24 protein-coding genes and 1 pseudogene are annotated in these 25890 nt (G+C 47.0%); 7 read left to right on the forward strand and 18 right to left on the reverse strand.

The annotated features are described in order from the left end of the window. Nucleotides 1-4: 4 nt before the first annotated feature. The gene (locus MHB78_RS18465; RefSeq protein WP_046129772.1) at nucleotides 5-439 is read right to left on the reverse strand and encodes a GNAT family N-acetyltransferase; all 435 of its coding nucleotides are present in this window, start codon (nucleotides 437-439) and stop codon (nucleotides 5-7) included. 111 nt (nucleotides 440-550) lie between these two features. Here MHB78_RS18465 and MHB78_RS18470 point away from each other — a divergent pair, with 111 nt between their 5' ends. Both MHB78_RS18470 and MHB78_RS18475 read left to right on the forward strand, forming a co-directional pair. Further along, entirely contained in the window at nucleotides 551-1939 is a 1389-nt protein-coding gene (locus MHB78_RS18470; protein ID WP_046129719.1) for a PLP-dependent aminotransferase family protein, read from the forward strand. Nucleotides 1940-2021: 82 nt separating this feature from the next. Continuing rightward, nucleotides 2022-2897, forward strand: a complete 876-nt coding sequence (locus tag MHB78_RS18475; RefSeq protein WP_046129718.1) for an AraC family transcriptional regulator — start codon at nucleotides 2022-2024, stop codon at nucleotides 2895-2897. Between the two features lie 44 nt (nucleotides 2898-2941). Here MHB78_RS18475 and MHB78_RS18480 read toward each other — a convergent pair whose 3' ends face one another. From MHB78_RS18480 to MHB78_RS18490, 3 genes are all read right to left on the reverse strand, one after another. Continuing rightward, nucleotides 2942-4570: a pyridoxal-dependent decarboxylase gene (locus MHB78_RS18480; protein WP_082094048.1), complete on the reverse strand. Its 1629-nt coding sequence runs from the start codon at nucleotides 4568-4570 to the stop codon at nucleotides 2942-2944. A gap of 21 nt (nucleotides 4571-4591) precedes the next feature. After that, entirely contained in the window at nucleotides 4592-5950 is a 1359-nt protein-coding gene (locus MHB78_RS18485; protein ID WP_046129717.1) for a sodium-dependent transporter, read from the reverse strand. Between the two features lie 134 nt (nucleotides 5951-6084). After that, the gene (locus MHB78_RS18490; protein WP_046129716.1) at nucleotides 6085-7497 is read right to left on the reverse strand and encodes an amino acid permease; all 1413 of its coding nucleotides are present in this window, start codon (nucleotides 7495-7497) and stop codon (nucleotides 6085-6087) included. A 468-nt stretch (nucleotides 7498-7965) separates the two neighbouring features. Between MHB78_RS18490 and MHB78_RS18495 the strand changes: the two genes are divergently transcribed. Continuing rightward, nucleotides 7966-8424 (forward strand): MarR family transcriptional regulator, encoded by a 459-nt coding sequence (locus MHB78_RS18495; protein ID WP_052948501.1) that lies wholly within the window; start codon nucleotides 7966-7968, stop codon nucleotides 8422-8424. Nucleotides 8425-8818: 394 nt separating this feature from the next. Here the strand turns inward: MHB78_RS18495 and MHB78_RS18500 are convergent, their stop codons facing one another. Next, nucleotides 8819-9919, reverse strand: coding sequence for a citrate synthase/methylcitrate synthase (locus MHB78_RS18500; protein WP_046129715.1), 1101 nt, complete (start codon nucleotides 9917-9919; stop codon nucleotides 8819-8821). 111 nt (nucleotides 9920-10030) lie between these two features. Here MHB78_RS18500 and MHB78_RS18505 point away from each other — a divergent pair, with 111 nt between their 5' ends. Beyond that, nucleotides 10031-10909 (forward strand): LysR family transcriptional regulator, encoded by an 879-nt coding sequence (locus tag MHB78_RS18505; RefSeq protein WP_046129714.1) that lies wholly within the window; start codon nucleotides 10031-10033, stop codon nucleotides 10907-10909. A gap of 48 nt (nucleotides 10910-10957) precedes the next feature. Here MHB78_RS18505 and MHB78_RS18510 read toward each other — a convergent pair whose 3' ends face one another. After that, the gene (locus MHB78_RS18510; RefSeq protein WP_046129713.1) at nucleotides 10958-11782 is read right to left on the reverse strand and encodes a C40 family peptidase; all 825 of its coding nucleotides are present in this window, start codon (nucleotides 11780-11782) and stop codon (nucleotides 10958-10960) included. Between the two features lie 308 nt (nucleotides 11783-12090). Further along, entirely contained in the window at nucleotides 12091-12672 is a 582-nt protein-coding gene (locus tag MHB78_RS18515; protein WP_046129769.1) for a serine acetyltransferase, read from the reverse strand. A 214-nt stretch (nucleotides 12673-12886) separates the two neighbouring features. Here MHB78_RS18515 and MHB78_RS18520 point away from each other — a divergent pair, with 214 nt between their 5' ends. After that, complete coding sequence (locus tag MHB78_RS18520; RefSeq protein ID WP_046129768.1) at nucleotides 12887-14245, forward strand: alkaline phosphatase; 1359 nt, start codon at nucleotides 12887-12889, stop codon at nucleotides 14243-14245. A gap of 30 nt (nucleotides 14246-14275) precedes the next feature. Here MHB78_RS18520 and MHB78_RS18525 read toward each other — a convergent pair whose 3' ends face one another. Both MHB78_RS18525 and hmpA read right to left on the reverse strand, forming a co-directional pair. Beyond that, nucleotides 14276-15685, reverse strand: a complete 1410-nt coding sequence (locus MHB78_RS18525; protein ID WP_046129712.1) for a SpoVR family protein — start codon at nucleotides 15683-15685, stop codon at nucleotides 14276-14278. Between the two features lie 113 nt (nucleotides 15686-15798). Next, entirely contained in the window at nucleotides 15799-17010 is a 1212-nt protein-coding gene (hmpA, locus tag MHB78_RS18530) for an NO-inducible flavohemoprotein (protein WP_046129767.1), read from the reverse strand. A gap of 265 nt (nucleotides 17011-17275) precedes the next feature. Between hmpA and nsrR the strand changes: the two genes are divergently transcribed. After that, the gene (gene nsrR / locus MHB78_RS18535; protein WP_046129766.1) at nucleotides 17276-17707 is read left to right on the forward strand and encodes a nitric oxide-sensing transcriptional repressor NsrR; all 432 of its coding nucleotides are present in this window, start codon (nucleotides 17276-17278) and stop codon (nucleotides 17705-17707) included. A 27-nt stretch (nucleotides 17708-17734) separates the two neighbouring features. Here nsrR and MHB78_RS18540 read toward each other — a convergent pair whose 3' ends face one another. Next, entirely contained in the window at nucleotides 17735-18055 is a 321-nt protein-coding gene (locus tag MHB78_RS18540) for a DUF3889 domain-containing protein (RefSeq protein WP_046129711.1), read from the reverse strand. Nucleotides 18056-18261: 206 nt separating this feature from the next. Here MHB78_RS18540 and MHB78_RS18545 point away from each other — a divergent pair, with 206 nt between their 5' ends. Further along, complete coding sequence (locus tag MHB78_RS18545; RefSeq protein ID WP_046129710.1) at nucleotides 18262-18510, forward strand: YhdB family protein; 249 nt, start codon at nucleotides 18262-18264, stop codon at nucleotides 18508-18510. A gap of 22 nt (nucleotides 18511-18532) precedes the next feature. On the opposite strand, the pseudogene MHB78_RS18550 reads toward MHB78_RS18545, so the two are convergent. From MHB78_RS18550 to glpD, 8 genes and pseudogenes are all read right to left on the reverse strand, one after another. Then, a pseudogene (locus MHB78_RS18550) lies at nucleotides 18533-19052 on the reverse strand (NADPH-dependent FMN reductase). 4 nt (nucleotides 19053-19056) lie between these two features. Then, the gene (locus MHB78_RS18555; RefSeq protein WP_046129709.1) at nucleotides 19057-19707 is read right to left on the reverse strand and encodes a response regulator transcription factor; all 651 of its coding nucleotides are present in this window, start codon (nucleotides 19705-19707) and stop codon (nucleotides 19057-19059) included. Continuing rightward, nucleotides 19695-20843: a GAF domain-containing sensor histidine kinase gene (locus MHB78_RS18560; protein WP_046129708.1), complete on the reverse strand. Its 1149-nt coding sequence runs from the start codon at nucleotides 20841-20843 to the stop codon at nucleotides 19695-19697. Before MHB78_RS18560 ends, MHB78_RS18555 begins: the two co-directional genes overlap by 13 nt. Nucleotides 20844-21221: 378 nt before the next feature. After that, entirely contained in the window at nucleotides 21222-21368 is a 147-nt protein-coding gene (locus MHB78_RS18565) for a hypothetical protein (RefSeq protein ID WP_157759325.1), read from the reverse strand. A 9-nt stretch (nucleotides 21369-21377) separates the two neighbouring features. Next, complete coding sequence (locus MHB78_RS18570) at nucleotides 21378-21578, reverse strand: helix-turn-helix transcriptional regulator (RefSeq protein WP_046129706.1); 201 nt, start codon at nucleotides 21576-21578, stop codon at nucleotides 21378-21380. Between the two features lie 47 nt (nucleotides 21579-21625). After that, nucleotides 21626-22084, reverse strand: a complete 459-nt coding sequence (locus tag MHB78_RS18575) for a DUF6773 family protein (RefSeq protein WP_046129705.1) — start codon at nucleotides 22082-22084, stop codon at nucleotides 21626-21628. Between the two features lie 135 nt (nucleotides 22085-22219). After that, the gene (locus MHB78_RS18580) at nucleotides 22220-23962 is read right to left on the reverse strand and encodes a phospho-sugar mutase (RefSeq protein WP_046129704.1); all 1743 of its coding nucleotides are present in this window, start codon (nucleotides 23960-23962) and stop codon (nucleotides 22220-22222) included. Nucleotides 23963-24152: 190 nt separating this feature from the next. Beyond that, on the reverse strand, nucleotides 24153-25820 hold the full coding sequence (gene glpD / locus MHB78_RS18585; protein WP_046129703.1) for a glycerol-3-phosphate dehydrogenase: 1668 nt from the start codon (nucleotides 25818-25820) through the stop codon (nucleotides 24153-24155). Between the last annotated feature and the right edge of the window lie 70 nt (nucleotides 25821-25890).

The following is a 25890-nucleotide window of genomic DNA, read 5'->3' on the forward strand; positions in this document are numbered from 1 at the left end:
TTTTTTATGCAAGCGTCTTGCGGTACAGATAGCTCGCCTTTTTGTAGTCCATCTTTTCCTCATAAAACCGGTGCGCCCTCTTCCGTGCTGTTCCCGACGACAGAGCGACAGAGCAGCAGCCGTGTTCCCTTGCCCATTTTTCAACAATCTGTAAAAGCTGTTTTCCATATCCTTTTGAGCGGTGCTTTTCACACGTTATCAAATCGGCTACCCATACATGCACACCCTGGCTCAAAGACACTCTCGGCAGAAAACCTGCCAAAGCTACGGGCATGTCATCGCTGTAGAGCGCGAAAAGCTTGTAGTTTTCAGAAGCCCGCGCTTTGCTGACAAGCGTCAGAAACGCGGTTTCATCGAGATGGGGCCGAAGCTGTTTCATAATCGGATAAACCTCAAGCAGCTCTTTTTCAGATTGTATCTCTTTATGGTAAATCAACATCAACACTCCTTTCCCTTTTCCATTTACTTTACCCCAATATATGACATGATTAAAATAGTCAGTTTTGATAAAATAAAGCATGCCAGTTTTTTCGTGAGAGAGGGTGACAATATGGACATCACGCCGTTTTTACAGCCCGAAAAGGGTAAACCGCTTTATCAGCAGCTTTACTCGTTTTTCAAACGCGAAATTCTTTCAGGGCGCCTGAAAGCAGGAACAAAGCTGCCTTCAAAACGGGCGCTATCCAAGCATGTAAATGTCAGCCAAACAACGGTTGAGCATGCATACGAACAGCTGACGGCCGAAGGCTATCTGATCAGCATGCCGAGAAAAGGCTGGTACGCGGCTGAGGTTGAAGGGCGCTTCCATAGGACGGCCCCTCCTCCCCCGCCTGAAACAGCCGCGAAAGACGAAGCTTCTCCTTCCCGGCCCATCATCGATTTTCACCACGGCCATGTCGATCTCAGGAATTTCCCCGTTTCGGCATGGAAAAAAACGCTCGCCAAAGCGGTTGATGATTTTTCCCTTTTTCAAAGCGGACCTGCAGCCGGGGACATTGCGCTGCGATCGATGATTTCCTCTTATCTCAGAGAGTCGCGCGGCGTTGTCTCAACGCCTGAACAAGTCATCGTCGGAGCAGGTACCCCCATTTTGCTTCAGCTTTTATGCAAGCTGTTTGGAGAAGGTGCGGCTGTCGGATTTGAAAATCCCGGCTTTCACCGGTCAAAAACGGTTTTGAAAACCGGCGGTTTACGAGTGATCCCAATTTCAGTAGATAACAAAGGGTTGTCCGTTGAAGAACTTCGGCAGCACGATTTGAAGCTCGCGTATGTCACGCCGTCGCATCAGTTTCCGCTCGGGATGATCATGCCGGTCGGCCGGAGACTGGAGCTGCTTGACTGGGCGGCTCTAAACGGCGCTTATATTATTGAAGACGATTATGACGGCGAATTTCGCTATGCCGGACAGCCGATCCCTTCTCTTCAGGGCCTTGATCAAAACAGCCGCGTCATTTACATGGGCACCTTTTCGAAATCGCTCATTCCGTCGCTCAGGGTCAGCTACATGGTTCTCCCTGCCCCGCTTCTCAAAGATGGACTTAGGCTTGCATCGCTGTATAAGCAAACCGTCTCCCTCCATGTTCAGCATGCGGCCGCTCAATTTATGAAAAGCGGCGATTGGCAGAGACATCTCAATCGAATGAGAACGCTTTATCGGAAAAAACGAAAAGCGCTCCTTGATGCTGTCCAGCGGGAATTAGGGGAGAGCGTCTCAATCAAAGGGGAAAATGCAGGCCTTCACATCATTCTCGAAGCAAACAGTGCAGTAAGCGAAGAATCGCTCATTTCGAAAGCTTTTGAAGAAGGGGTGAAAGTGTATCCCGTATCAGCTTCTTATGAGAAGCCTCCTGAATCGGCATCCGTCCTTCTCGGATTCGGCGGACTCTCCGAAGAAGACATCGCAATCGGAATCAAGAAACTGAAAAAAGCGTGGCGCTAAAAACACCCTGCATGATCGTGCACGAAATGTCGGATGGGCACATCCGGGATTCTGCTATTGTAAGACATGAGGAGGTCATACGATGGATACACTTAAGCACTTCAACGAAGCAATGACGTACATTGAAGAAAACTTGACGAACGACATTGACTATAAAGAAGCAGCAAGGCTTGCTTTCTGCTCTGAATACCATTTCAAACGAATGTTTTCCTTTATTGCAGGCATTCCGCTTTCTGAATATATCCGCCGCAGACGGCTTTCTCTTTCAGCATTTGAATTGAAAGACAGCGGCGCCAAAGTGATCGACATCGCCGTGAAATACGGATACGATTCCCCTGACGCTTTTACCCGGGCATTTCAAAAATTCCACGGCCTTACTCCGACGGAAGCCAGACGCGGCGCACATACGCTTAAAGCGTTTCCTAAAATGACCTTCCAGCTAACCATTAAAGGAGGAAGCGAAATGAACTATCGAATTGAAGAAAAAGGTGCGTTTCGAATAGTCGGTATACGAAAAAGAGTCCCGATCGTATTCCGCGGAATCAATCCGGAAATCGCCGCTATGTGGAAAACGTTGAATAAGGAGTCGATCGCTCAGCTAAAAGGGCTGTCTAATGTGGAGCCAATCGGACTGCTTCAAGCGTCTGCGAATTTTTCCGAAGGCCGGATGGAAGAGAGAGGAGAACTTGATCACTATATTGGCGCGGCCACGACGAAAAAATGCCCTGATCACTTTGAACAGCTTGAGGTTCCTGCCTTAACATGGGCCGTATTCGAGGTAAACGGGCCATTTCCGGACACCTTGCAGGATGTATGGGGGCGGATTTATTCCGAATGGTTTCCTTCATCGAACTACGAACAGACGGGAGGTCCGGAAATCCTTTGGAATGAAAGCAAAGATACCGATTCGCCGTCCTTCAAAAGCGAGATATGGGTGCCGGTTATGAAAAAGCGATAAATGCATGAAAAAGCTATGGAAAAACTTCCATAGCTTTTCGAAGTTCACCCTATCATGACATCAAGCGGCTCAATGCGGGCTTTTAAAAAATCGATATACTCATCAACCGATTCCACCGTCGTATAGGGGGAAACGCTGTAAAATTTTTGCACATAGAGCGGTACAGGCGACCGGCTGTCAGCCGGATACACATACCGCTGTTTTTTCGTGCTGCCGAAATAAGTTTCGCTGCGGAAGCGCCCCAATGTTTCGGCGATTTTTTCATTATACCGATTAATCTCCAGAACCTCTTCTTCTGTTATGTTTCCGCTTATTTCATCTTGATAGCGGACAACTCCCGGGTAAAACCTGAAGGTTGTCACCGGCGAAATCCCATTTGTGACGGCCGCGTTCGGAAACGCTTCTGTCAGCTTCCTGCGAAACGCCGCATTTACCCTGATGTAGTTCGCCAACAGCTCCTGATAGCCCTCGATGCCGAAGGCAAGCAAAGACGCATAGATCGGAATGCTGCTTCCCATTCGCGAACATTCAAGGGTATAGCTTGTATGATAGCTGCCAAAGCCTCTGTTCCCGACATACGGCGTTTCATCCGGATCAAGGTCGACCGCTCGCAATGCCGTTCTGTCTTTGACTAAAAATAGGCTTGTCGCATACGGTGTTTGGCCGAGCTTATGAAAATCGAACACGAGGCTGTCCGCAAGGCTGAGGTTCCGAAAATGAGACTGGTAGAACGCCAGCACGCCGAGTACTTCTTCCTCAAACCCGAGCGGATTTTCTTCAAAATGGTATTCGTTAAAAAAACTGTACATTCCGCCCATCGCCGTATCGGCATGTATGTATATTTGAGGCAGCCCGTTTTTGGCTGCGACTTCCTCCGCCGTGCGCCTGATGCCCGCCAGATCGTCAATCCCGAATGTGTCAGTCGTTCCGAGCGTTGCGAGCACATAAACCGGAAGGCCGCCGCTTTCGATGACCGTCTCCATTTTTTCGCGCAGATCGGCAAGGTTCATCGAATGGTCGTCATTCGCTTTTATCCGGATCAAATGATCTGTCCCGATCCCTGCGGCCTGCATCGATTTATAGAGGCTGAAATGCGAAAGCTCTGAACAAAACGCGTACAAATGGGACGGAGTTCCTTTTTCGTTTGCCTCAGGACAGGCATTCGCGATCGCAAGCCTGAGCGATTGAAAGACGGCTCCCTGTCCGCCCCATGTTGTAAATCCGGTGCTTTTTTGCCTGTCATAGCCGACGATGTCAGACAGCATCGCCGTGATCTCCACTTCCGTTTTGGCAGCTGCCGTGCCGTCGACATCCCATAAATTGTTTCCGTTTAAAAGCGCCATCATCAGATTCCCGGCCAGGCTTGCATTATTCGGAAGCGGAGTGGCATTTGCAACATATTGACGGTTTAAAAAGCGGTGCCCTTCCAGCAGGTTTAACAGCTGTTCAACGCTTTTTTTTGCGCCGAGTCCTTTTTCAGGGAGTGCGGCCTGATTGATGATGCGTTGATAATAATCGGCCGACACATGTTCCTCTTTTCCGAGTATGAGCCGTTTTGGATCTTTTCTCTTGTCCATTCCGGCAAGCACTGTTTCAAACAGGCCAAGCAGTTCATACCGGGCTTCTCTGTTGCCGTCTTCGCTTGGAAACATCCTTTGAATATGTTTCATCATATTCCCTCATCTCCACGTCAATTAAAATGTAAACACTCCGATTAAATTCAAAAAGACAAGCACAATAGCAAGCGGAACGAGAAAACGGAGGAGATAATACCAGACGAGAAAAAACCCTTTCCCCGCTTTTGCTCCGCTTTTCATTTCATCGTATAAATCCGTTTTTGACAATTTTAAAGGAATGAAAAGCGACATTAAGAGCGCTCCCAGAGGCAGGAGGATATTGCTGACGACATAATCCGCCGCATCGAAAAACGTTTTGCCGAAAATCAGCGGCTGATCGAGCACACCGTAAGAGAGACATGCCGGAATGCCGACGATGAATATCATAAGGCCGATCGACCATGTCCATTTTCGCCTTCCCGTATCATCGCCTTTCGTGATCGCCGCGACGATGATTTCAATCATTGAAAAAGCAGACGTCAGCGCGGCAAATAAAAACGCGATCAAAAATCCGACGAAAAACAGCATTCCGAACGGCAGCCGGTCGAATACGGCCGGAAGCACCGCAAACAATAGCGTCGGCCCTTCATCGGCTTTAAGCCCGAATGAAAAAACAGCCGGAAAGATCGCCAGACCGGCAAGGAGCGTCACGGCGAGGTTCATGATCACAATCGACAATGCCGATTTCGGCAAATTTTGCGTTTTTGACAAATACGCACTGTACGTCACCATCACTGACACGCCGAGGGTCAGCGTAAAAAAAGCTTGTCCAAGCGCAAAAAGAATCGCTTGAGGCGTGAGGCTGCCAAAGTCGGGTACGAGCAGAAAGCGAACGCCGTCCATCGCATGATCGAGCGTCAGCGCCCGCACGACGAGCGTGATAAATAAAACGAATAAGAGCGGCATCATGATGGAACTGACCCGTTCGATTCCTTTTTGCACCCCTTTGGCTACGACGATGATCGTCATCACGATAAACGCGAGCTGCGCCGCCAGAGTCTGCAGCGGATCCTGAATGATCGAGCCGAAAAGCTCCCCGTACTCAGGCTGTGTAAGTCCTGATAAAGAACCTGTCACGGCTTTCAAGATATAAAGCAAAATCCATCCGCCGATCACGCTGTAAAATGTGAGCACGAGAAAACATGCGGCGATTCCGACCCATCCCGTTACAACCCAGGCCGTGCCGGGCGCGATTGTTTTATATGTACCGATGGCATCAGACCGGGCTTTTCGGCCTAAAATAAATTCTCCCAATAACAGGGGATATCCCAATAGGATCGTAAAAAGAACAAAGACAAGAAAAAATGCGCCTCCTCCGTTCGTTCCTGCGACATAAGGGAACTTCCAAATAGCGCCAAGGCCGATGGCAGACCCTGCGGCGGCGAGGACAAATCCGATTTTGGATGCCCATTTCACTGATAAATTTCGGTCGCTCATTCATTCACTTCCTTTCCGTTTCGATTCTATTATCTCTTATTTTGCGGCTTTTTTTAAAGCTTTCTGCCGTATTTCCACTTTTCCGAATAGACAAAAAGAAGCAGCCTTGTCAGCTGCTTCTTTTCATATCCTTTTTAAGACTCATTTTCCGTTTGTCCGAGTTTTGAATGCTTTCTCGAATACAGGAAGTAGACGGCAAGACCGATTACCAGCCAGATCAGAAAACGCATGATCGTTTCTCCGCCAAGGTTCAGAATGAGAAAACCGCAGAACAGCACGGCTAAAATCGGAACAAGCGGTACTGCCGGACATCTGAATGCCCTCGGCAGGTCAGGCTGTGTCTTCCTCATCACGATGACGGCAATGGAAATCAGGATGAACGCAGACAGCGTTCCGATATTGACGAGTTTTGCAAGCTCATCCAAAGGAACGAATCCTCCCATTAAAGCGGAAAGAATACCGAAGAACCATGTGTTGATATACGGCGTCTTATGCTTCGGATGGACTTTGGACAGCGCCGGGGGAACCAAACCGTCGCGGGACATCGCAAACATGACGCGGGTTTGTCCATAAAGCATGACCAGCATGACGGTTGTCATCCCGAGGATGGCCCCTACGTCAATAATGCCCGCCGCCCAGTTCTGGCCTGTGACTTGCAGGACAAGCGAAACCGGATGGTCGATGCCTTTAAACTGCATGAACGGAACGACGCCTGTCATGATTGCGGATACGACGACATATAAGAAGGTACAAACAAGCAGCGAATACACGATCCCGCGCGGCAGATTGCGCGACGGATTTTTCGTTTCTTCAGCGGCGGAAGCCACGGCATCAAATCCGATGAAGGCAAAGAAAACAAGCGCCGCAGCGTTGAATACGCCCGTAAAACCAAACGGCATAAACGGCTGCCAGTTGGCCGGCTTTACATACATGACAGCAGCCGCGATAAATACGAATACGACGAGGATTTTTATCACGACCATAATATTGTTCACCCGTTTGGATTCACGGATTCCAAGATACAGTAAAAAAGTAATTAAGATGACAATTAAAAATGCAGGCAGGTTAAAATAGGTTGCAGTTCCTTTTATTGCGCCCGGAGCGGCTGTCAATTCAACTGGAAGCTGAATGCCGAGCCCGTTCAAAAACGATTGAAAATAACCGGACCACCCGGCAGACACCGTACTAACAGCCAATGAATACTCAAGAATTAAATCCCAGCCGATGATAAACGCCATCAATTCCCCAAGCGTCGCATACGTGTAGGTATAAACCGATCCTGAGACCGGTACGGTTGAAGCGAATTCGGCATACGCCAAAGCGGCAAACAAACACGCGAATGCAGCGATAACGAATGAAAGCACAAGCCCCGGTCCCGCGGTCAAAGCGCCCGTACCCGTCAATACGAAAATGCCCGTACCGATAATCGCCCCGATTCCAAGCATCGTTAAGTCAAAGGAGCCGAGATCCCTCCTTAGAGATTTTTCCCCTTTTGTCGCAGCAATTAAGCTGTCAATCCTTTTTTTTCTGAATAGTCCGTCTTTCATTATGACTTCACTCCCATGGAATTATGAATTTACCTGAGTTTGCGGTTTTAGCTCATGAATTGCTAAAGCACCACCCCCTAAAAATCAATTTATTCTGAATTTTCAGTTAATATTATCCGAAAATACTACGCACTTTCTGTTCTTATTATATAGGAAAAACGAAAAAAGAAAACAAAATTTTAAAAATATTTTTTATACTCTATCACATAGTTGGTATTATAGGAAAAAATACGTAAAATAATCTACCAATCTAAATTTTTGAAATAGTGTTTTACAGATCCAAATCCTATATATCGATACATTTGCTAGTTTTCACAAAACATTCACCAATCTCGCAGCGAAGACTGCATATAAAACGGGCTGTCCTTGACAGTGTCAGACGTTCTCGTTTATCATTTATTTAACTTATTTAAATGTTAATAAACAGTAATTTTAACAAGAGGAATAAAATGAGAAGGTGAATCAACAATGACAATCTCCCATACATCGAAAGAATGGACCGACTACACCGAGAGGTTTCATAAGGCATTGGCCGCGACGAATAAAAAGCTGTTTACCTGGTTTACTGCAAAGCTGGAAGACGGTTTGACGGGGCAGCAATGTTTCATTTTAAAACAAATCGCCGATGAGGAAAGAATGACGTCCTCTCTTCTGGCTGACCGAATGGAAGTAAAGCCAAGCGCCATCACGGTCAGCATTGACCGGCTTGTTCACAACGGGTTCGTCGAACGCTTGAACGATCCGCGCGACAGGCGTGTTACGATTCTGAAGCTTACCGAGAAAGGAGCTGCCGCCCTTGAGAAAGCAAGCAGACAGTTCCGCGACGCGCTCACGAGGCTGCTCGTCGTCCTTGACGAAGCGGAAATCAAGCCGTTTATCCAGTCGTTCGAGCGAATCGCCGCGGAAGCTTGCAAACTGGAATCGTGATCAGCATGTTTAAAACGGCAATGGCAAATCAAAATGTTCACAGAATAATCACAATGGAACTTCCCATTGCCTTTCTTTCGCACCGTCCTGATTCGGCTCTAAAACCGCCCATGACTTAGAAAACAGCAAATTTGTCTCATTTCTTTATATTTGAATGTCCGGTCACCGTCAGCTTCAGAATCGCTTGACGGCGGCCGCTACTGGGCTGCAGAAGGCGAAAAATTTGCGGAGAGTTGGTATGTGGGGTCATACAAGCAGTCTGAGGGAACACCCATGGGATTCAGGCACCGCTGAAAATGCTTGGCGCGTCATGAGGCTTCTTGACGTAAAACAAAAGAGCAAAAAACGAAACGGGCTGACGCCGCTTGAACATCAGCGTCAGCTTGTTTCGTTTTTATTGTGTCAACGGAACGGCCATTTCTCCGATATATTTAGCGGACGGCCTGAAAATCGTATTATTTTCAGACTGTTCTAACACGTGCGCACACCATCCGACCATTCTAGCTGCCGAAAATGTAGGTGTGAACAATGATGCGTCAAAATCGATCGCTTTCATGACGGCTGCCGCATAAAACTCTACGTTCGTATAAAGCTTCCGGCCCGGTTTATATTCTTCCAGCAGGCGGATGGCGGTGTTTTCGACATGAAGCGCCAGATCGATATCCCGGTCGCCTCCGGCAATTTCCTCAGCCTTCACCCTCAAGGCCTTCGCCCGCGGATCGTGCGTCTTATACACGCGATGCCCAAATCCCATCAGCCTTTCGCCTTTTTCAAGCTTTTCTCTTAAATAGCTTTCGGCATTTTCCTTTTCCCGAATGTCCTCGAGCATTTCCGTGACGGCTGACGGAGCTCCGCCGTGCAGAGGCCCTTTCATCGTGCCGAGCGCGGACGTCACGGCTGAAACAAGATCGGATTCCGTCGATACCGTCACCCTTGCCGAAAAAGTTGACGCGTTCATGCCGTGTTCCATCGCGAGAATCATATACGTTTCAAGCGCCTTTTTTTGCGCTTCTGTCGGGCGTGTCCCTTTCAGCATATAAAAATAGTTTTCTACGAAGCCCAGTTCGCTAAGCGGCTGTACGGGCTCGTGTCCGTCCATTAAACGTTTTCTGCAAGCGATGATAGATGGAGCGGCGGCGATCAGCCGAACGGCCTCTTCCATTGTCGGGCGGAATGTATACGTTTTTTCTCCGAATGAAGAGATGACCGTACGCAGGACCGCCATATCGTCCATTTGCGCCGGCAGGCTCCTTATCAATCGTTCGGCCGATTCCGGCAATGGGCGGTAAGAAGCAAGCATTTCGTTGAATTGTCTGAGGTGTTCTTCTTGTGGGAGCGTTCCGTGAAGGATCAAATATGCGACTTCTTCAAAAGTTGAGGTGAGTGCCAGTTGTTCTGCGTTGTATCCCCTGTAGATGAGTTTTCCTTTTTCACCGTCAATATGACTGATCGATGTTTCAACACATGCAATCCCTTTTAATCCATGATATACCAACTGAGATTCCTCCTTTTTCCTTTGTCATTTTCATTATAGTTGATATAATATTTAAAAAATATTGAATTATATTGATGTCTTTGATTAATAAAATTAATCAGGAGGAACGATATGGATTTCAAATGGCTTCACACCTTCGTTACAGCTGCAAAATACGAAAATTTCAGAAAGACAGCAGAAACGCTATTCATATCCCAGCCGACTGTCACTGTTCAAATCAAACTGCTTGAAGAAGAGCTCGGCTGCCAATTATTCGTCAGAAAAGGAAGAAGCATTCACTTAACGAAAGAAGGCAGAGCATATCTCCCTTTTGCCCTGCGGCTTTTGGAAGATTACGAATCCAGCATGGCCGAGCTTCACAGAATCAGGCAAGGATACTTGCAAACATTGAACCTGGCAGTCTCGCCGCTCATCGCCGATACCATCCTGCCATTCATCCTGAAGAAATATACGTCATTGCACCCAGACTCGGAAATGAAAATCAAAATCGCCGAGTCGGCGGAAATCGCGCCTTTAATATTAGCCGGTGAAGCAGATGTCGGATTAAGCTGTTTAAAAGTGCAATCGTCAAACCTGACCTGTTATTCGATGTACAGCGATCCTGTTATTCTCGTCGCCCCTCACGACGGGCGCGAACCTGAAAGCGCTCCTCCGCTTGATGTCGAGGAACTGCTTGAACAATATTTGCTGCTTACCCACAACCACCCCGAATATTGGGATGATTTGGTCCGCCAGCTGAGGCTCAAATTTCCGTTTGTCAGAACGATGCTCGTTTCCCAGACGCATATTACGAAACGATTGATTTCGGAAGGACTCGGGATTTCATTTTTGCCGTTATCGACCGTGCGTCGCGAACTGATGGAAGGAAGATTAATAGAGGTTCCGTGCGACTTTATGCAGCTTCCGGTTGCAGGAGGATATGCGGTCAGCCTGATTGACAATGAGAAAGTACAGAGCTTTCTGGCGTTCTTGTCACAGTTTCGGTTTTGAGACGCAAAAAAACCCGTTCAGCTGGGAACGGGTTTTCTAAAGGGGCGATTAGAAGCGTTTTGCGCCAAGGTAGCGCGGCTTCCAATAGCTTGATGTCATATCGCTGATCATCACGCCGTCTGAGCTTGCATGAATGAATTTGTTGCTTCCGATGTAAACACCCATATGTGACGGTCCTGCCTGATAGGTCGTAAAGAAGACAAAATCGCCGACCGCAGGGCTTGATACTTTTGTCATAGAGCTCCAGTATCCGGCTGTGCTCGTTCTCGCCACATTTGTTTGCTTGTTCAACAGGTACCAGATAAATCCGCTGCAGTCAAAGCCTGAAGGAGTCGTGCCGCCCCATTTATAAGGAGTTCCGATCAGAGCGCGTGCATCTGAGACAAGCTTTGATGTATTAAGCTTAGATGAGCTTTGTACTGTTTTATTGCTGGATGTTGTCTTCTTGCTTGCTGTGCTGCCGGATGTCGATTTTACGCTGCTTGTCCCTTTTACTTTCAGGACTTGTCCGATCCGGATGAGATCTGTTTTTAAGCCGTTCAGCTTTTTTAATTCACTAACGGTCATGTTATAGGTCCTTGAAATTTTCCAAAGGCTGTCTCCTCTGACGACTTTGTGCGTCGCTGAAGAAGAGCTGGATACTTTTGATTGTTTGCTGCTTCCATTGATGGACAGCGTTTGGCCTATGTAAATGGTATCTGACGTCAGTTTATTTTCCTTTTTGATCTTGCTGACTGTTGTTCCATACTTTTTTGAATATCCCCATAATGTATCGCCTTTTTTCACCTTTACCGTCTGTGCGGATGCCGCACCTGCAAACAATGAACTTCCCAAAACAATCGCCGTTGTTGCTGTTAAAACCTGTTTCTTCATGTTGTCCTCCCATAAGCAGATTTTCACGAATTATTTTAAAATAATAGTTTCTGATAGAATCATCGAAACGGCTGACGCTTCAGCCTTCCTCTGTTTCTATTATAAGGAGGACATTCCAATAGAAATAGTCTTGACTTCCTGCATCAAATTGCTTAAATATTCGTTTTTAAAAAAAGTTTTTAAGGGTATTAAATATTTCATTTGTGTTTCAAACGTAACCGGAATACGACAAAGCCAAAATGGTTAAATCATTGCATTTATGAAGAATTCAGTCATGGAGTTGTGAGGCAAAAAGAAAGAACCGGCGTTTACAGATGGACAGGTTCTCCTTTTTGCGGGCAGTTAGGCTCATCTTTCACAGTACTGCCCTCTTTAATCTTTTTAGCAGGCACACCGGCTATTGTAATATTTTCTTCAGTAAACGACTTATTGACGATGGCGTTGGCTCCGATCGTGACGCCGTTTGCGATCTGTATCTTGCCGAACAGCTTCGCACCCGGACCGATCCATACATGATCGCCTATTGTGGGAACATCATATTGGCCATGGTTCTGTCCGATGTTGACTCCTTGGTGAATGTCGCAATTTGCGCCGATTTTGGCATTGCTGTTCACTACGATTAAGCCAAAATGGTTGATTCTTAATCCGGGCCCAAACACGTTCACGGGGATGTCGAAGCCGAGTTTTAATCCTTTTTTCTTATGAAGGTACCTGTAAACATGCTTCCATATTCTTGAGCCCGTATTCGTGTAGTATTCATGCTTTCGCAGGCATATTTGATATTTCCATATGTAATCGCCAAACCGTTTGGGCCGTTTTCGGTTTGAGATGCCTAAAGCCTTCTTGTCTTGTTGCAGATAATATCGCAATTCTTTTTTCGCCGAGATCACCAAGAACACCCACTTTTTCTTGATATTAACATAAAAGCAATCGTTTGCAACTATTTTTTCCGAGGGATTTCGATCTGTTTTGTGAATGTTTGCCAATCTCGGCATCTGCCATTTTACAATTTTTTTACATCATCTTTATGTTCCGTTAAAACCCGGCAAACATCGTTCCTTTACGATAAAACATGAAGCTGATGCGATAAGGGGGAAATATCAAATGGGATTAAAGTCCAAAATTTTTGCGTTTGCCGGGATTTCGGCTTTGGCAATCGGAACTGTTATCGGCACGGGACTTAATGGAACAGACGAAGCATATGCAAAGCAGACGAAAAAAAAGGAGCCTGACATTAAAAACGTGATCTTCTTGATCGGCGACGGGATGGGCGTTTCCTACACTTCCGCCTACCGTTCATTTAAAAACAAAGAACAGGGCACACCGACTGAATTTGACAAATACCTCACCGGATTGCAAATGACGTATCCCGATGACCCGGAATACAACATCACCGATTCGGCGGCAGCCGCCACGGCCATGTCTTCAGGCGTGAAAACGTATAATAACGCGATCGCCGTCGATAAACATAAAAAGCCGGTCAAAACCGTCCTCGAAGAAGCAAAAGCGAAAGGAATGTCAACAGGGCTTGTTGCAACATCAGAGATTACCCACCCCACCCCGGCCGCTTACGGGGCGCACAACGAATCGCGGAAAAACATGGACCAGATCGCAGATGACTATTTCAACGGCAAAATCAAAGGAAAGCACAGGATTGACGTTCTCCTCGGCGGGGGCAAAACGAATTTCGTACGGAAAGACCGCGATTTGACAAAGGCCTTTCAAAAAGACGGATACAGCTATGTGACAAATAAAAAACAGCTGCTCAAGGACAAAAACGAGCAGGTTCTCGGTCTGTTCGCGGACGGCGGGCTTGACAAGGCGATAGACCGAAGCGCGGAAACACCGTCTCTTCAAGACATGACCAAGTCCGCCATCGAAAGGCTCAATCAAAATAAAAAAGGATTTTTCCTCATGGTTGAGGGAAGCCAAATTGACTGGGCGGGCCATGACAACGATATTGTCGGCGCAATGAGCGAAATGAGAGATTTTGAAAAAGCGTTTAAAGCTGCCGTCGATTTTGCCAAAAAGGACAAGCATACGCTCGTCATCGCAACTGCTGATCATTCCACTGGCGGAATGACGGTCGGAACGGACGGACAGAAAAACTGGTTCCCTCAGCCGATTTTGGCAGCCAAAAAGACCCCTGCCTTCATGGCGAATGAAATCGCAAGCGGCAAATCGGTTTCAAGCGTACTAAAAAACCGGATTGGCTTCGCCTTAACGAAGGATGAAATCAACAGCGTTGAAAAAGCGGCCGGGACAAAAAAAGCGGACGCCGTTGAAAAAGCGATTAAAACCATTTTTGACAGCCGTTCGCATACAGGCTGGACAACGGGCGACCACACGGGCGAGGAAGTGCCGGTCTATGCGTTCGGCCCGGGAAAAGAGCAGTTTACAGGCCTCTTGGATAATACAGACCAAGCAAAAAACATCTTCAAGATCCTAAAAAACAGAAAATAAAAAAAGAGGGGGCTTCCCCTCTTTTTTCGCCTACAAATATCTGCGGTGAACCGCCTTTCCGTCATATGAAAACATGACGGGCTTATCCTCGAGCACGGTTTCGACGTGGACGCTTCTTCCCCAGAGCTGATGGAGATAAGGAAGGACTTTTTCAAGGTATTTTAAATCCAGCTCGATCCCCTCATACCAATGCTTAATATACAGCTCGTAATTTTTCATATAATCCCCGTCTTCAACGGTCAGATAAGGAAAGCCTCCGTTTACCCGCATGCTGACAAGCTGGTCGCGCACCGACTTCCAGTCCTTGTCGACGATTTTATAATCCCTTCCCTGTTTTTGAAACAGATAAAGGTCTTCCCGCCTGACGAGATCCTTCGTCAAATAATTGCGGATAAACGAAATATCTGATTCGATTTCTCTGACTTCAAAGATTTTCTCTCTTCCCGAGTCCGGCTGAACCCCCATCTTCTTCATTTCTTCCGTCGGGTTGTTGTACCGTTCTTCAATGTCTTCGAATATTTTCAGCCCGAGATAGTATGGATTAATGCCGGTTTTGGACGGCTGGACGACGTCGGCATTCAGCTTGGCAAACTCAAGCGCCTCGCTTGAGGTTAGGTCAAGCTCGCGCATGATCCGCTGGTGCCAGTAGGACGCCCATCCTTCGTTCATAATTTTTGTTTCGAGCTGCGGCCAGAAGTACAGCATTTCCTCCCTCATCATCGTCAAAATATCCCGCTGCCATGGCTCAAGTTCCCGTGAATGTTCTTCAATAAACAGCAAAATGTCTTTTTCGGATTTCGGCGGAAATTTCTTTTTCGCTTTTTTCTTGTTCTGCTTCGGCTCTTTCCGGTCCAATTCCCACAGATCATCATACGGCGATGAGGATCTTTCTTCTTCCTCGTCGTCTTCATCATCGATGCTCCACGAAAGCTTCGGGCGCACCAATGACGGGTCAATATGCTCTTCAATCGCTAAAACCGCGTCGAGAAAAGCTTCGACTTCCTTTGCGCCGTGGATCGTCTCATAATGCTTGATCCGCTCCGCCGTTGCAGCCATGCTTTCGACCATATCGCGCTTTGTATTTTGAAACCTGCAGTTGTTTTTAAAGAAATCACAGTGGGCAAGTACGTGAGCGACAATCAGTTTATTTTGGACAAGCGAATTGCTGTCAAGCAAAAAAGCATAACAGGGATCTGAATTGATGACAAGCTCATATATTTTGCTCAAACCAAAATCGTAATGAAGCTTCATTTTGTGAAACTGCTTGCCGAAGCTCCAATGGCTGTATCTCGTCGGCATCCCGTAGGCGCCGAATGTATAGATGATTTCAGCCGGGCATATTTCATATCTCATCGGATAAAAATCAAGGCCGAATCCTTTCGCGATCTCCGTAATTTCTTCAATCGCCCGCTCCAGTTCTTTCTGCTCCCGCACGCTCAATAATGAATCCCCCCCGGTTGGACTTATCTTTATTGTATGAGGGGGGGCGTCAAAAGATGAAATGTGCGGGAATATGTTTTAAGGCAGCCGTCAAAGTGACAGCTGCCTTTGTTTTAATTAGCGATTTGCATATCAAGCGATGAAGCAAAGCTTTCGTAGCGGATGTTTTCCGTCGGAACTCCAAGTTTTTGCAATCCGCTGATGACGCTTTTCATGAAAGAAGGCGGTCCGCATACATAAAATTCGCCGTCCTGATCTTTCACGATCGATTTTAAAAGGTCCTCATCAAGCCGGCCGTTGATCACGCGGTCTGATGCGGCTTCAGTTCCGCGGCTGTAAACAAACAGCAGCCTGTTATCCTGATTTCCGCTGACGAGTTTTTCGGCTTCTTCTTTGAACGCGTGGTGCGTTTCTGATTTTGCGGCGTGAACGAATGTGATCCGGCGTCCGCTGTCTTTTGCGGCAAGCGTTTTTGCCATGCTCATAACCGGCGTAATTCCCGACCCGGCGCTGATGAAATAAACCGGCTTGTCCGATTCTTCGGAAAGGGCGAAGTCTCCTGCCGGAGCACTCAATTCAAGAGAGCCGCCAACCTCCATTTCTTCATGCAAATAGCTTGACACTCTTCCTTTCGGCTTGCCTTCTTCGGCTTCCAATTTGACCGATATCCGGTAATAATCTTTATTCCACACATCTGACAAGCTGTACTGCCGGGTCAAGAAGTACTGCTCTCCGGGAATTTTGATGCGGACTGATACATACTGGCCTGGAGTGAACGGAGGCAAGTCCGATCCGTCGGCCGGTTTCACATAAAAAGAAGTGATCGTTTCAGATTCCCGGCGTTTCTCAACGACGACGAACGGTTTGAAACCCTCCCAGCTTCCTGCCTTTTTGGCTTTCTCGTACATTTGTTTTTCGATTTCGATAAACACCCGTGCGATTTCTTCATAAGCCTCTGCCCAGGCTTGGAGAATCTCCGGAGTCGCAGCTTCCCCGAGGACGATTCCAATCGCTTCCAGCAAGTGCTTGCCGACGATTGGGTAATGCTCAGGTTTTACTTGCAGGCTTTTATGCTTGTGGCCGATTTGTTCGACTACCGGAAGCAGCGCCTCAAGCCGGTCGATGTTCTCGGCAGCCTGCAGCACCGTAAATGCCAAAGCTTTCGGCTGTCCTCCCGTTTTCTGGCGGGACATGTTAAAGATATTTTTCAATTCGGGATGCGCGTTGAACATTCTCTCGTAAAAACAAACGGTGATTTCAGTTCCTCTTTCCTTTAATACAGGTGCGGTCGATTTCACAATTTGCATGGTTTTCTCAGATAGCATATCGTTTGCTCCTCTCCAGATCACTTTAAAAATGTATTTCAAATACATCTTTAAAGGTGCAATGCGGTCATCTTTAAGGAAAATCATTTGCTTATTCTTAATTAAAGATGTATTTTTGATACATCTTTATCTTAGGCATCAATTAGGATTAAAGCAATATTTAAGAAGAATGTTTTATAATTTTGTAACAAATTGACTAAGACCAATCATAAACGAATGAAAATGTGATAAGATAATGGAAACTTGTTTGATTGAGGTAAATGCGATGAAATTAACAAATTATACCGATTACTCTTTAAGGGTGCTGATTTTTCTTGCAACCAGAAACTCAAACAAGCTTGTCAATATAAAAGACATCGCCGATACCTACTCCATATCAAAAAACCACCTGATGAAGGTGATTTACGATCTCGGCAAGCTTGGCTATGTTGAAACGATCCGCGGCCGCAACGGCGGGATCCGGCTCGGAAAGGCTCCTGAACAGATCAATATCGGAGAAGTCATCCGGAAAACGGAAGACGATTTTAATCTTGTGGAGTGTTTTGACAAAGAAACAAACAACTGCATTCTGTCGCCGAACTGCGGGTTGAAACACGTCTTAAACAAAGCGCTTTCCGCATATTTGGCCGTGTTGGATCAATATACGCTCCAGGATGTTATCTTTAATCAGGACAATATACGTAAATTGTTGAGTTAATCGAAGGGCATCCGCCCTTCGTTTTTTTTATAAAGGAAAAATCTGAACGCTGATGATCGCGTTGGTGACCGGATGGAAATATACCTCGGCATGAGCGGGGAACGATTTGCCTTTCCGATTGACGGTTACCCGGAATACGTCTTTTGTCTCTTCATCATTGATTTCTGTCCGCCCTATATATTCATAATCCTTCAGAGAAGCGCCTTTATACTTTTCCTCCAGCGCGCTCCAGGCGATTCGTTCCCATCTTTCAACAGAATCGTGCTCTTCTGCGGCATTATAGCCTTTTGCCGTGAAAGACGCGATGAAGATGATGCTGAAAAAAACCGCGCATAAAAGTTTTTTCATGTTTACCTCTCCGATTGTCATTGTACTCATGTTTTATCATGACCAGAAAACGATGCGCCATGCAGACAGTTTTCGAATTTTTGCGTTATGCAATCCTCATATTTCTAGGCTGCCGCATCAGGCAGACCAACTTTTGCCCAGAGAAAAAAACATCCCCCGTACATAAAATAATCAAGACTCCTAAAGAAAGAAGGGAGAGTGGCGAATTGAATTACGCTGATTATGATAAAGCTTTGTACTATACACACCGGTCACAATGGGATAATCTTCTCATTCTCATGGTCCGCACGGAAGATGATTTACTGTCAAAGCGGATTGAACATTTTCTGCATGCCTACAATTTTGAAAGAGACGATGCGATTGTCGAGAAAAGGCTGTATGACCTGCTCCAGTATATTGACCACGCCTCATTTTCCGGACACGGCGAAGACAGCGGCGTGCTTGTTTTCACCTAAAAAAGCCCGGCGCACCTGTGCGTCAGGCTTTTTGAAATTTCGCGAACTTTAGAAGTTCTTCCATCACATCTTTAATTTTCGCTTTTGCGTCTTCTGTGACCGTGTTGTTTTCATCGTCTATATGAACCGGATCGAGCACAAGCTGATTGGGAATCACGTTTGCGTAGACACCCCGCGCCACGATGCGCATATTGGCCAACGCGTTAATCCCGCCTTTTCCGCCTCCGGCGCACGCAAAAATCGCAACCGGCTTGCTTGCGAATTGTTCGCTGCTTAAAAAGTCTAGCGCATTTTTCAAAGCTCCGCTCATGCCGCTGTGATATTCAGGGGATAATAAAACGACAGCGTCTGCTTCTTTAACAGACGTTCTTAACGTTTGGACATTTTCGAGCTGAAACTGGTCATCTTCTCCATTGAAGGATCGGCAGGCTGAATTCGCTTAAATCGATGAGAAGGGCCTGATACGCATCGGCGATATACGAAGCGGCGATTTTCGTTCTTCCTTTTTTTCTTGCGGTTCCGCTGAGTACGGTTATGTTCATATTTTCATCTCCCGGTTTTTGGATCTATGTTATGTTTCACGACAAACAGCGCTGCCTGCGTACGATCTGACAGGCCAAGCTTTGACAACAGATTGGATACGTGTGTTTTCACCGTTTTTTCGGTTATGAAAAGCGCTGCGCCAATTTCTTTGTTGCTCTTACCTTTGGCAATTTCAAATAAAACGTCTTTTTCTCTATTTGTTAATTGGTGTATTTTTTCTTTTTCGTCGGCCTGTGCCATGTGACGGAATACGTGGGACATGATTTTCGGATCCAGTGTATGGCGTCCGGCGTGAACGGACCGGATCGTTTCGACAAGTTCATCAGGCTCCGTGTCTTTGAGCTGATATGCTTCAGCGCCTGCCTGGATGGCGGGAATGACGTGCGACTGATCGGCATAGCTTGTCAAAGCGATGACTTTGACGGTAGGATAGAGCGTTTTTATCCGTTTTGTCGCTTCGATGCCGTCCATATCAGGCATGGAAAGATCCATTAAAACGATGTCCGCCCGCTTTTCTTCCAAGATGTCCAATACTTCTCTGCCTGTCGACGCTTCCCCGATGACAGCCAGGTCGTTTTTCGTTTTGAAAAAGAACAGCAAACCTTTTCTGACGATATGATGGTCATCGGCAATGACGATTTTCACTTTCTCCATTCGGCTTCCCCCTTCCCGTTGCAGGGCAGAATAATCGTGATTTTCGTTCCTTTATTCATTTCCGAGCTGATCGAAAACGAACCGCCCGCCTGCTCTGTCCGCTCTTTCATCCCCTTTAAGCCGAGCGTCGGGATGTTTGAATCCGGGTCATATTTAAACCCTTTTCCGTCATCCTCGATTTCGAGCATGATGGATGACGAAGAACGGCTGATTCTCACCTCCGTCAGCTCGGCTTCGGCGTGTTTTTTACAATTGGCGAGGGCTTCCTGGCTCAAGCGCCAAATCAATTCTTCCTCTGATTGTGAAAGACGGAGCACCCCGCTTTGCGTCAGCTTCACATTGAGCCCGATGACTTCGGCGTATTTTTCAATGGCCGCCGCCACCCCCTCTTCAAGCCCCTGCGGCCTAAGCTGCCAGATTAGCGCCCTCATCTCATGAAGCGCTTCATGTGAGAGGCTTTGAATAAATTCAAGCATTTCGCGAAGCTCGGAATCGTCCGTCATCTCCCCGGCCGCTTTTGCCGTAAGGCTTACCGAAAAGAGCATTTGGTTAACCGAATCGTGCAGGTCCTGCGCAAGCCTGTTCCGCTCTGTCAGAAGCGCGTTTCTTTGTTCATTTTCGGCAAGCTTCATCCGCTTGACCGCCGTGCCGATCTGAAGGGCGACAGCTTCCAGGAGAGCGAGCTCCTCTTTATCAAAATGAATCTTCCCCGGAGCCGCAACATTCAGCAGCCCGAAGCGCTTGTTTTGATCTGTGAGGGGCACCGTCGCATGCTGGGTAATGCCTTCGGGGTCTCCCGTTTTCATGTCAATCGCCGTATCGATCCGCTTGCAATGGATCATATTTGTCGCTCTATCCAGTCTTCCCTGTCTGTATTGGTAAAGACAGTAGCAGTCCCCTTCACACATTAAACGCTTCTCATCGTACATCAGGGCTTCAGGCAAAAAAGCAGAGGCCGTCAGCTCGAATCCGCCCTTCGCATCAATCAGGAAAATCCATGCCGTTTGAAGGCCCGTTAAACGAAGCAGTTTTTTCAAAACGGCATCAAGCGTTTCTTTCAGGTCATTTCCTTCATTCAATGTCTCTGCTATTTCTTTCAATGTTTTCAACTTTTCGAAACGGGTGTCTTCTTTCAACCGTTCATCCGCCTTTCATGCCCCTTCGTTATTCTTCATTATACACGCGCTTTTTTAAAAACGGCTTCTTTCATTAGAAGGGAATAGTCTGATTGATTCGCCTGATTTTTTCTAAGACTTTTGGCTGAAAGGTTTATCGTCAAAGATGTTTTTGTTTCTTTTGAAGGACATTAGCAACAGAATAATACGACAAGCAGGCCGAACAGAATCATTTTTCCCATTCCCCGGCGCTATTCGGCAGACCGGTGAACATGACGCCGGCAAGCAGAACGATCACGGCCCAGACCTTGCTGCCGAACTTGTTTTCTTTTTTTGCGACAGGCTTTCCTCAAATACTCCATCCCTGACAACAAACAACGGAAAAGCATATATAAATGCTTAAAGCAGCAGGACCTTACAATTTATTGCCAAATACCTGTGCAGAACGGCGCCCCTGATGACGATGTCTGCCATAAGCAGGGCAGCGGTCAATATGCCTGCTTCACTGAAGTTTTTTAATTTCAACGTATTCATCCGCTGATGCAAACCACTTCCTCATCTTTTATCCTCCTCCCAAAATAAATCATCCAACGTTTTATCCAGCGCTTTTGCGATTGCGATGCATAGCTGAAGCGTCGGATTGTATTTTCCTTTTTCAATCAGCCCGATCGTTTGCCGCGTCACATCAACCCGTTCTGCCAACTGGGCTTGTGTGAATGACTTTTCGATCCGGGCCAATTTGACCCGGTTTACCATTTGCTCACCTGCTTCCCGCGATGTATCTGTTTTAACTAGAGCTTTCGTCAGTCATCCAAAAGATCTTTATTTTTCTTGAAAGACATACGTAAAGAGATGACATTGACCAGAAAATAGAATAAAACAAACAGAAAGACCATCATCACAAGATCAAGCCATTCTTTCGCATGGCCGGGTATTCCCGTGAACGCAATCGTTAAACACAGAAAAATGAAACCTGACGTCATGCTGACCGCCAGCATTTCTTTTCTTTTTTTGCGATAAGCCTGTTTGCTGGCAATGTCCGGGTATTCCAGGCCGGAAAACAGATACCGGAAAATGATCCAGCAAGCGTACAGTCCAAAGCCGATTCCGCTCACAACGTATTCTGACGGTTCTCTATCCAATATGATGCCTCTGACGATCACATCTAAAAGCAATAAAGAGGCGACCAGCATACCGGATTCGTTAAAAAATTGGTTCATTTTCTTTTCAACGTATTCATCTCCGCTTTTCAAAAATTTCATGACAACCGTCTCCTTTCCGAAAACGAATTATGCAATATATACATTACATTACGTTAAATATATATTACATCAGAAGGATTCGCAAATCAACTCAAACAAAAAAAGCCGCCTGCGTGTGCGGCGGCCTTTCAACTTTTATGCATTTGCTTTAACGATCGAGTCGATCTGTTTCATGACTTCGTCAGTCAGGGTATTCAAACGCGCTTCGCTGTCTTTGCTTGTTTCTCCCTTGACGGCGAAGTAAAATTTCACTTTAGGTTCGGTTCCTGACGGACGGAGGCAGAACCATGAGCCGTCTTCGAGGAAATATTTCATCACATTCGATTTTGGAAGATCGATCGCCTCTTCCTTGTTTTCTTTAAACAGCGTCCGTTTGCCGACAAGATAGTCTTCTGCAGATACAACGTCTTTTCCGGCAATTGAAAGCGGCGGCTGCTGTCTGAACGTGCTCAGAATCGCCGCAATTTGCTCGGCCCCTTCCTTCCCTTTTAAGGTGAGGGATTTCAATCCTTCGCGGTAATAGCCAAACGTTTTAAACAGCTCAAGCAATCCGTCGTAAAGGGATTTGCCTTGCTTTTTATAGAAGGCGCATACTTCGACGGCAAGAAGGGCGGCCTGAACAGCATCCTTATCCCTTGCAAAGTCGCCGATCAAATAGCCGTAGCTTTCTTCATAGCCAAATTGGAAGGTATATTCGCCGGTTGCTTGATACTGCTTGATTTTTTCTCCGATGAATTTAAAGCCTGTGAGCGTGTCGACCGTATCAAGTCCGAACGAAGAAGCGATGTCGCGGCCCATTTCGCTTGTCACGATCGTTTTCAAGACGACTCCGTTTTCAGGCAGGATTCCTTTATGCTGTTTTTGAGAAAGCAAATAATGAAGCAGGAGCGCTCCGGTCTGGTTGCCTGTCAGGACGACATATCGGCCTTCGTGATCCTTTACGGCGACACCGAGCCTGTCCGCATCAGGGTCTGTTCCGATCAGTATATCGGCACCCTCTTTTTCCCCCAGTTTGATCGCATATTCAAAAGCGGCGTGCTCTTCCGGATTCGGTGAAGAAACCGTAGAAAAATCGGGATCTGGAAGTTCCTGCTCGGGCACGACTGTCACGTGTTCATAGCCGAGGGCTTTAAGTCCCCGTCTGACAGATTTGTTGGCCGTTCCGTGAAGCGGCGTAAAAATGACCTTTACATCCGTTTCCTTCGCAAGGTCCGGGTTGACGGAAATCGATGTCAGCTTGTCAAGATATGCCTTGTCGATGTCTTCTCCGATGATGCTGATAAGGCCTTTTTCTTTTAAAGCTTTCTCATTACCCTCTGGAATCTCTAATTCGTTTTCAATCGCATTGACTTGCTCGATAAGCTTGTCCGCTGCGGCGGGAGGAAGCTGTGCACCATCGTCTCCGTATACTTTGTAACCGTTGTATTCCGGCGGATTGTGGCTCGCTGTAATCACGATGCCAGCATACGCGTGAAGATGTCTTACAGCGAATGAAAGCTCAGGCGTCGGGCGAAGCTCGTCAAACAGATACGTTTGCACTCCGTTTGCGGCGAGCGTTTTTGCCGCTTCCAGCGCAAATTCAGGCGACTTGTGGCGCGAATCGTAAGCGATGACGACTCCCCGCTTCTTTGCTTCTTCCCCGTTTGCGGCTATATACGATGCAAGGCCGGCCGATGCTTTGCGGACCGTGTAGACGTTCATCCGGTTTGGACCGGGTCCGATTTCTCCGCGCATTCCCGCCGTTCCAAATTCAAGCTTTTTATAAAAGCAATCCTCTAGTTCTTTCTCATTTCCTTCCGCTTTGAGAAGGAGGGATTTTAATTCAGGATCTAAATTTTCAGTGTTTTTCCAGCGTTCATAGCTTGTTTTCCAGCTCATGTCAGACCTCCCAATTTTCTAGCTTATGTAGCAGCTGTTCTGCTTTTATATTATCGATAAACGGCGTCTTTGTCCAAAATAAGTTGGCGCAACATAAAAAATGGTGCTGCCTTTATAAAGGCAGCGCCATTTCGGATATTCCGGCCCGTTTTTTCAACATGCCGGACCGTGTCATTTGTACTTGACAGGGTTATTTGCTTTCCAGCGGAACGACCGCGTCATGAAGAAGCTCATCCAGCGTTTTCAGATGCTTTTCTTTCGTGTCTTCGTCCCAGTTCAGCTTATCGCTCATATAATCCGTAAGTCCTTCTTTATAGGTGCGGACCCAATTGATGTCAAAAAACAGTGCGCCCGTTCTGCGAACGAAGAAATCCGCCGGAACCGCGGCCATTTCTTCATCGATCGCGTAATCGATTTCCGCCAGTACGTGAACGGGAATGCCGCGCTTGACAGCTTCATCTTTCAGCTTTTGAACCCGTTCAAACAGCCGGTCCGCATTCGATCCATATCTTGCTGCAAGGTGTCTTGCCGTTTGCTCTGTTAAGCCCGGTGCAGCTCCTTCTTTCGCCTTCTCCTCGATAAAGGCTTCAAGGTTTTGGGAACCGCCGATATGCCCTCCGGAAATCGGCATCGTTTTTGTTTTGCAAGGTCCGAAGTCTTTGTCTCCTTCTTCTTTTAACCGGGTTCTGACAAGGTCAACGATATGTTCAGCCATTTTTCTGTAGCCTGTCAGCTTTCCTCCTGCAATCGTGATCAAGCCTGAGTCAGATGTCCATATTTCATCTTTCCGGGAAATCTCAGACGGATCTTTTCCTTCTTCGTGAATCAAAGGTCTGAGCCCGGCCCAGCTTGACTCCACGTCTTTGGCGGTAATGTTCAGGTCAGGGAACATATAGTTGATCGCGTCTATGACGTAGTCCCTGTCTTCGGTCGTCATTCTCGGATGTTCAAGGTTTTTGTTATAGACGGTGTCGGTTGTTCCGACGTATGCCTTGCCGTCCCTCGGAATGGCAAACACCATGCGGCCGTCCGGCGTATCGAAGTAGACGGCCTGCTTCAGCGGAAAGACCGACTGATCGAATACAAGATGAACGCCTTTTGTATGCTGAAGGTGCTTGCCTTCTTTTGAGCGGTCTTTTTCTCTCAGGCTGTCGACCCACGGGCCTGTCGCATTAACGATTTTTTTTGCATAGACGCGGTACGTTTTCTTCGTAAAGACGTCTTCGATCACGACGCCGGCAACCTTTCCGTTTTCGTAGATAAATTCTTTTACCTTTGCATAGTTGACAGCTTCCGCCCCGAATTTAACCGCTTCTTTCAGCACTTCGATCGTCAGTCTGGCATCGTCTGTCCGGTATTCGACATAATAGCCTCCGCCTTTTAAGCCGTCTTTTTTCACGAGCGGCTCTTTTTCAAGCGTTTCTCTTGCAGTCAGCATGCTTCTCCGCTCGGCTTTTTTGACTCCTGCCAAAAAGTCGTACACCCTGAGGCCGATTGAAGTCGTGAATTTGCCGAAAGTGCCTCCTTTGTGCATCGGCAAAAGCATCCATTCAGGCGTTGTCACATGCGGACCGTTTTCGTAGACGATCGCCCGTTCCTTCCCGACTTCGGCGACCATTTTCACTTCAAACTGCTTTAAATAGCGGAGCCCTCCGTGAACAAGCTTTGTTGAACGGCTTGATGTTCCCGCGGCAAAATCCTGCATTTCGCAAAGAGCGGTCTTCATCCCGCGCGATGCGGCGTCAAGCGCCGTGCCGGCACCCGTAATCCCTCCGCCGATAATAAACACATCATACTTCTCTTTTGTCATATGCTGTAGGATGTCATCCCGCTTGCGGCTTGAAAATACTGTATCCATTAAAAGTCCTCCCTTGTTGTCACGGCAAATAATAGAAAAAGAGACCACAAACATCCAAAGCAATACAACT

The organism is Bacillus sp. FSL K6-0138 (assembly GCF_037982765.1).
GTDB classification, from domain to species: Bacteria; Bacillota; Bacilli; order Bacillales; family Bacillaceae; genus Bacillus; species Bacillus glycinifermentans.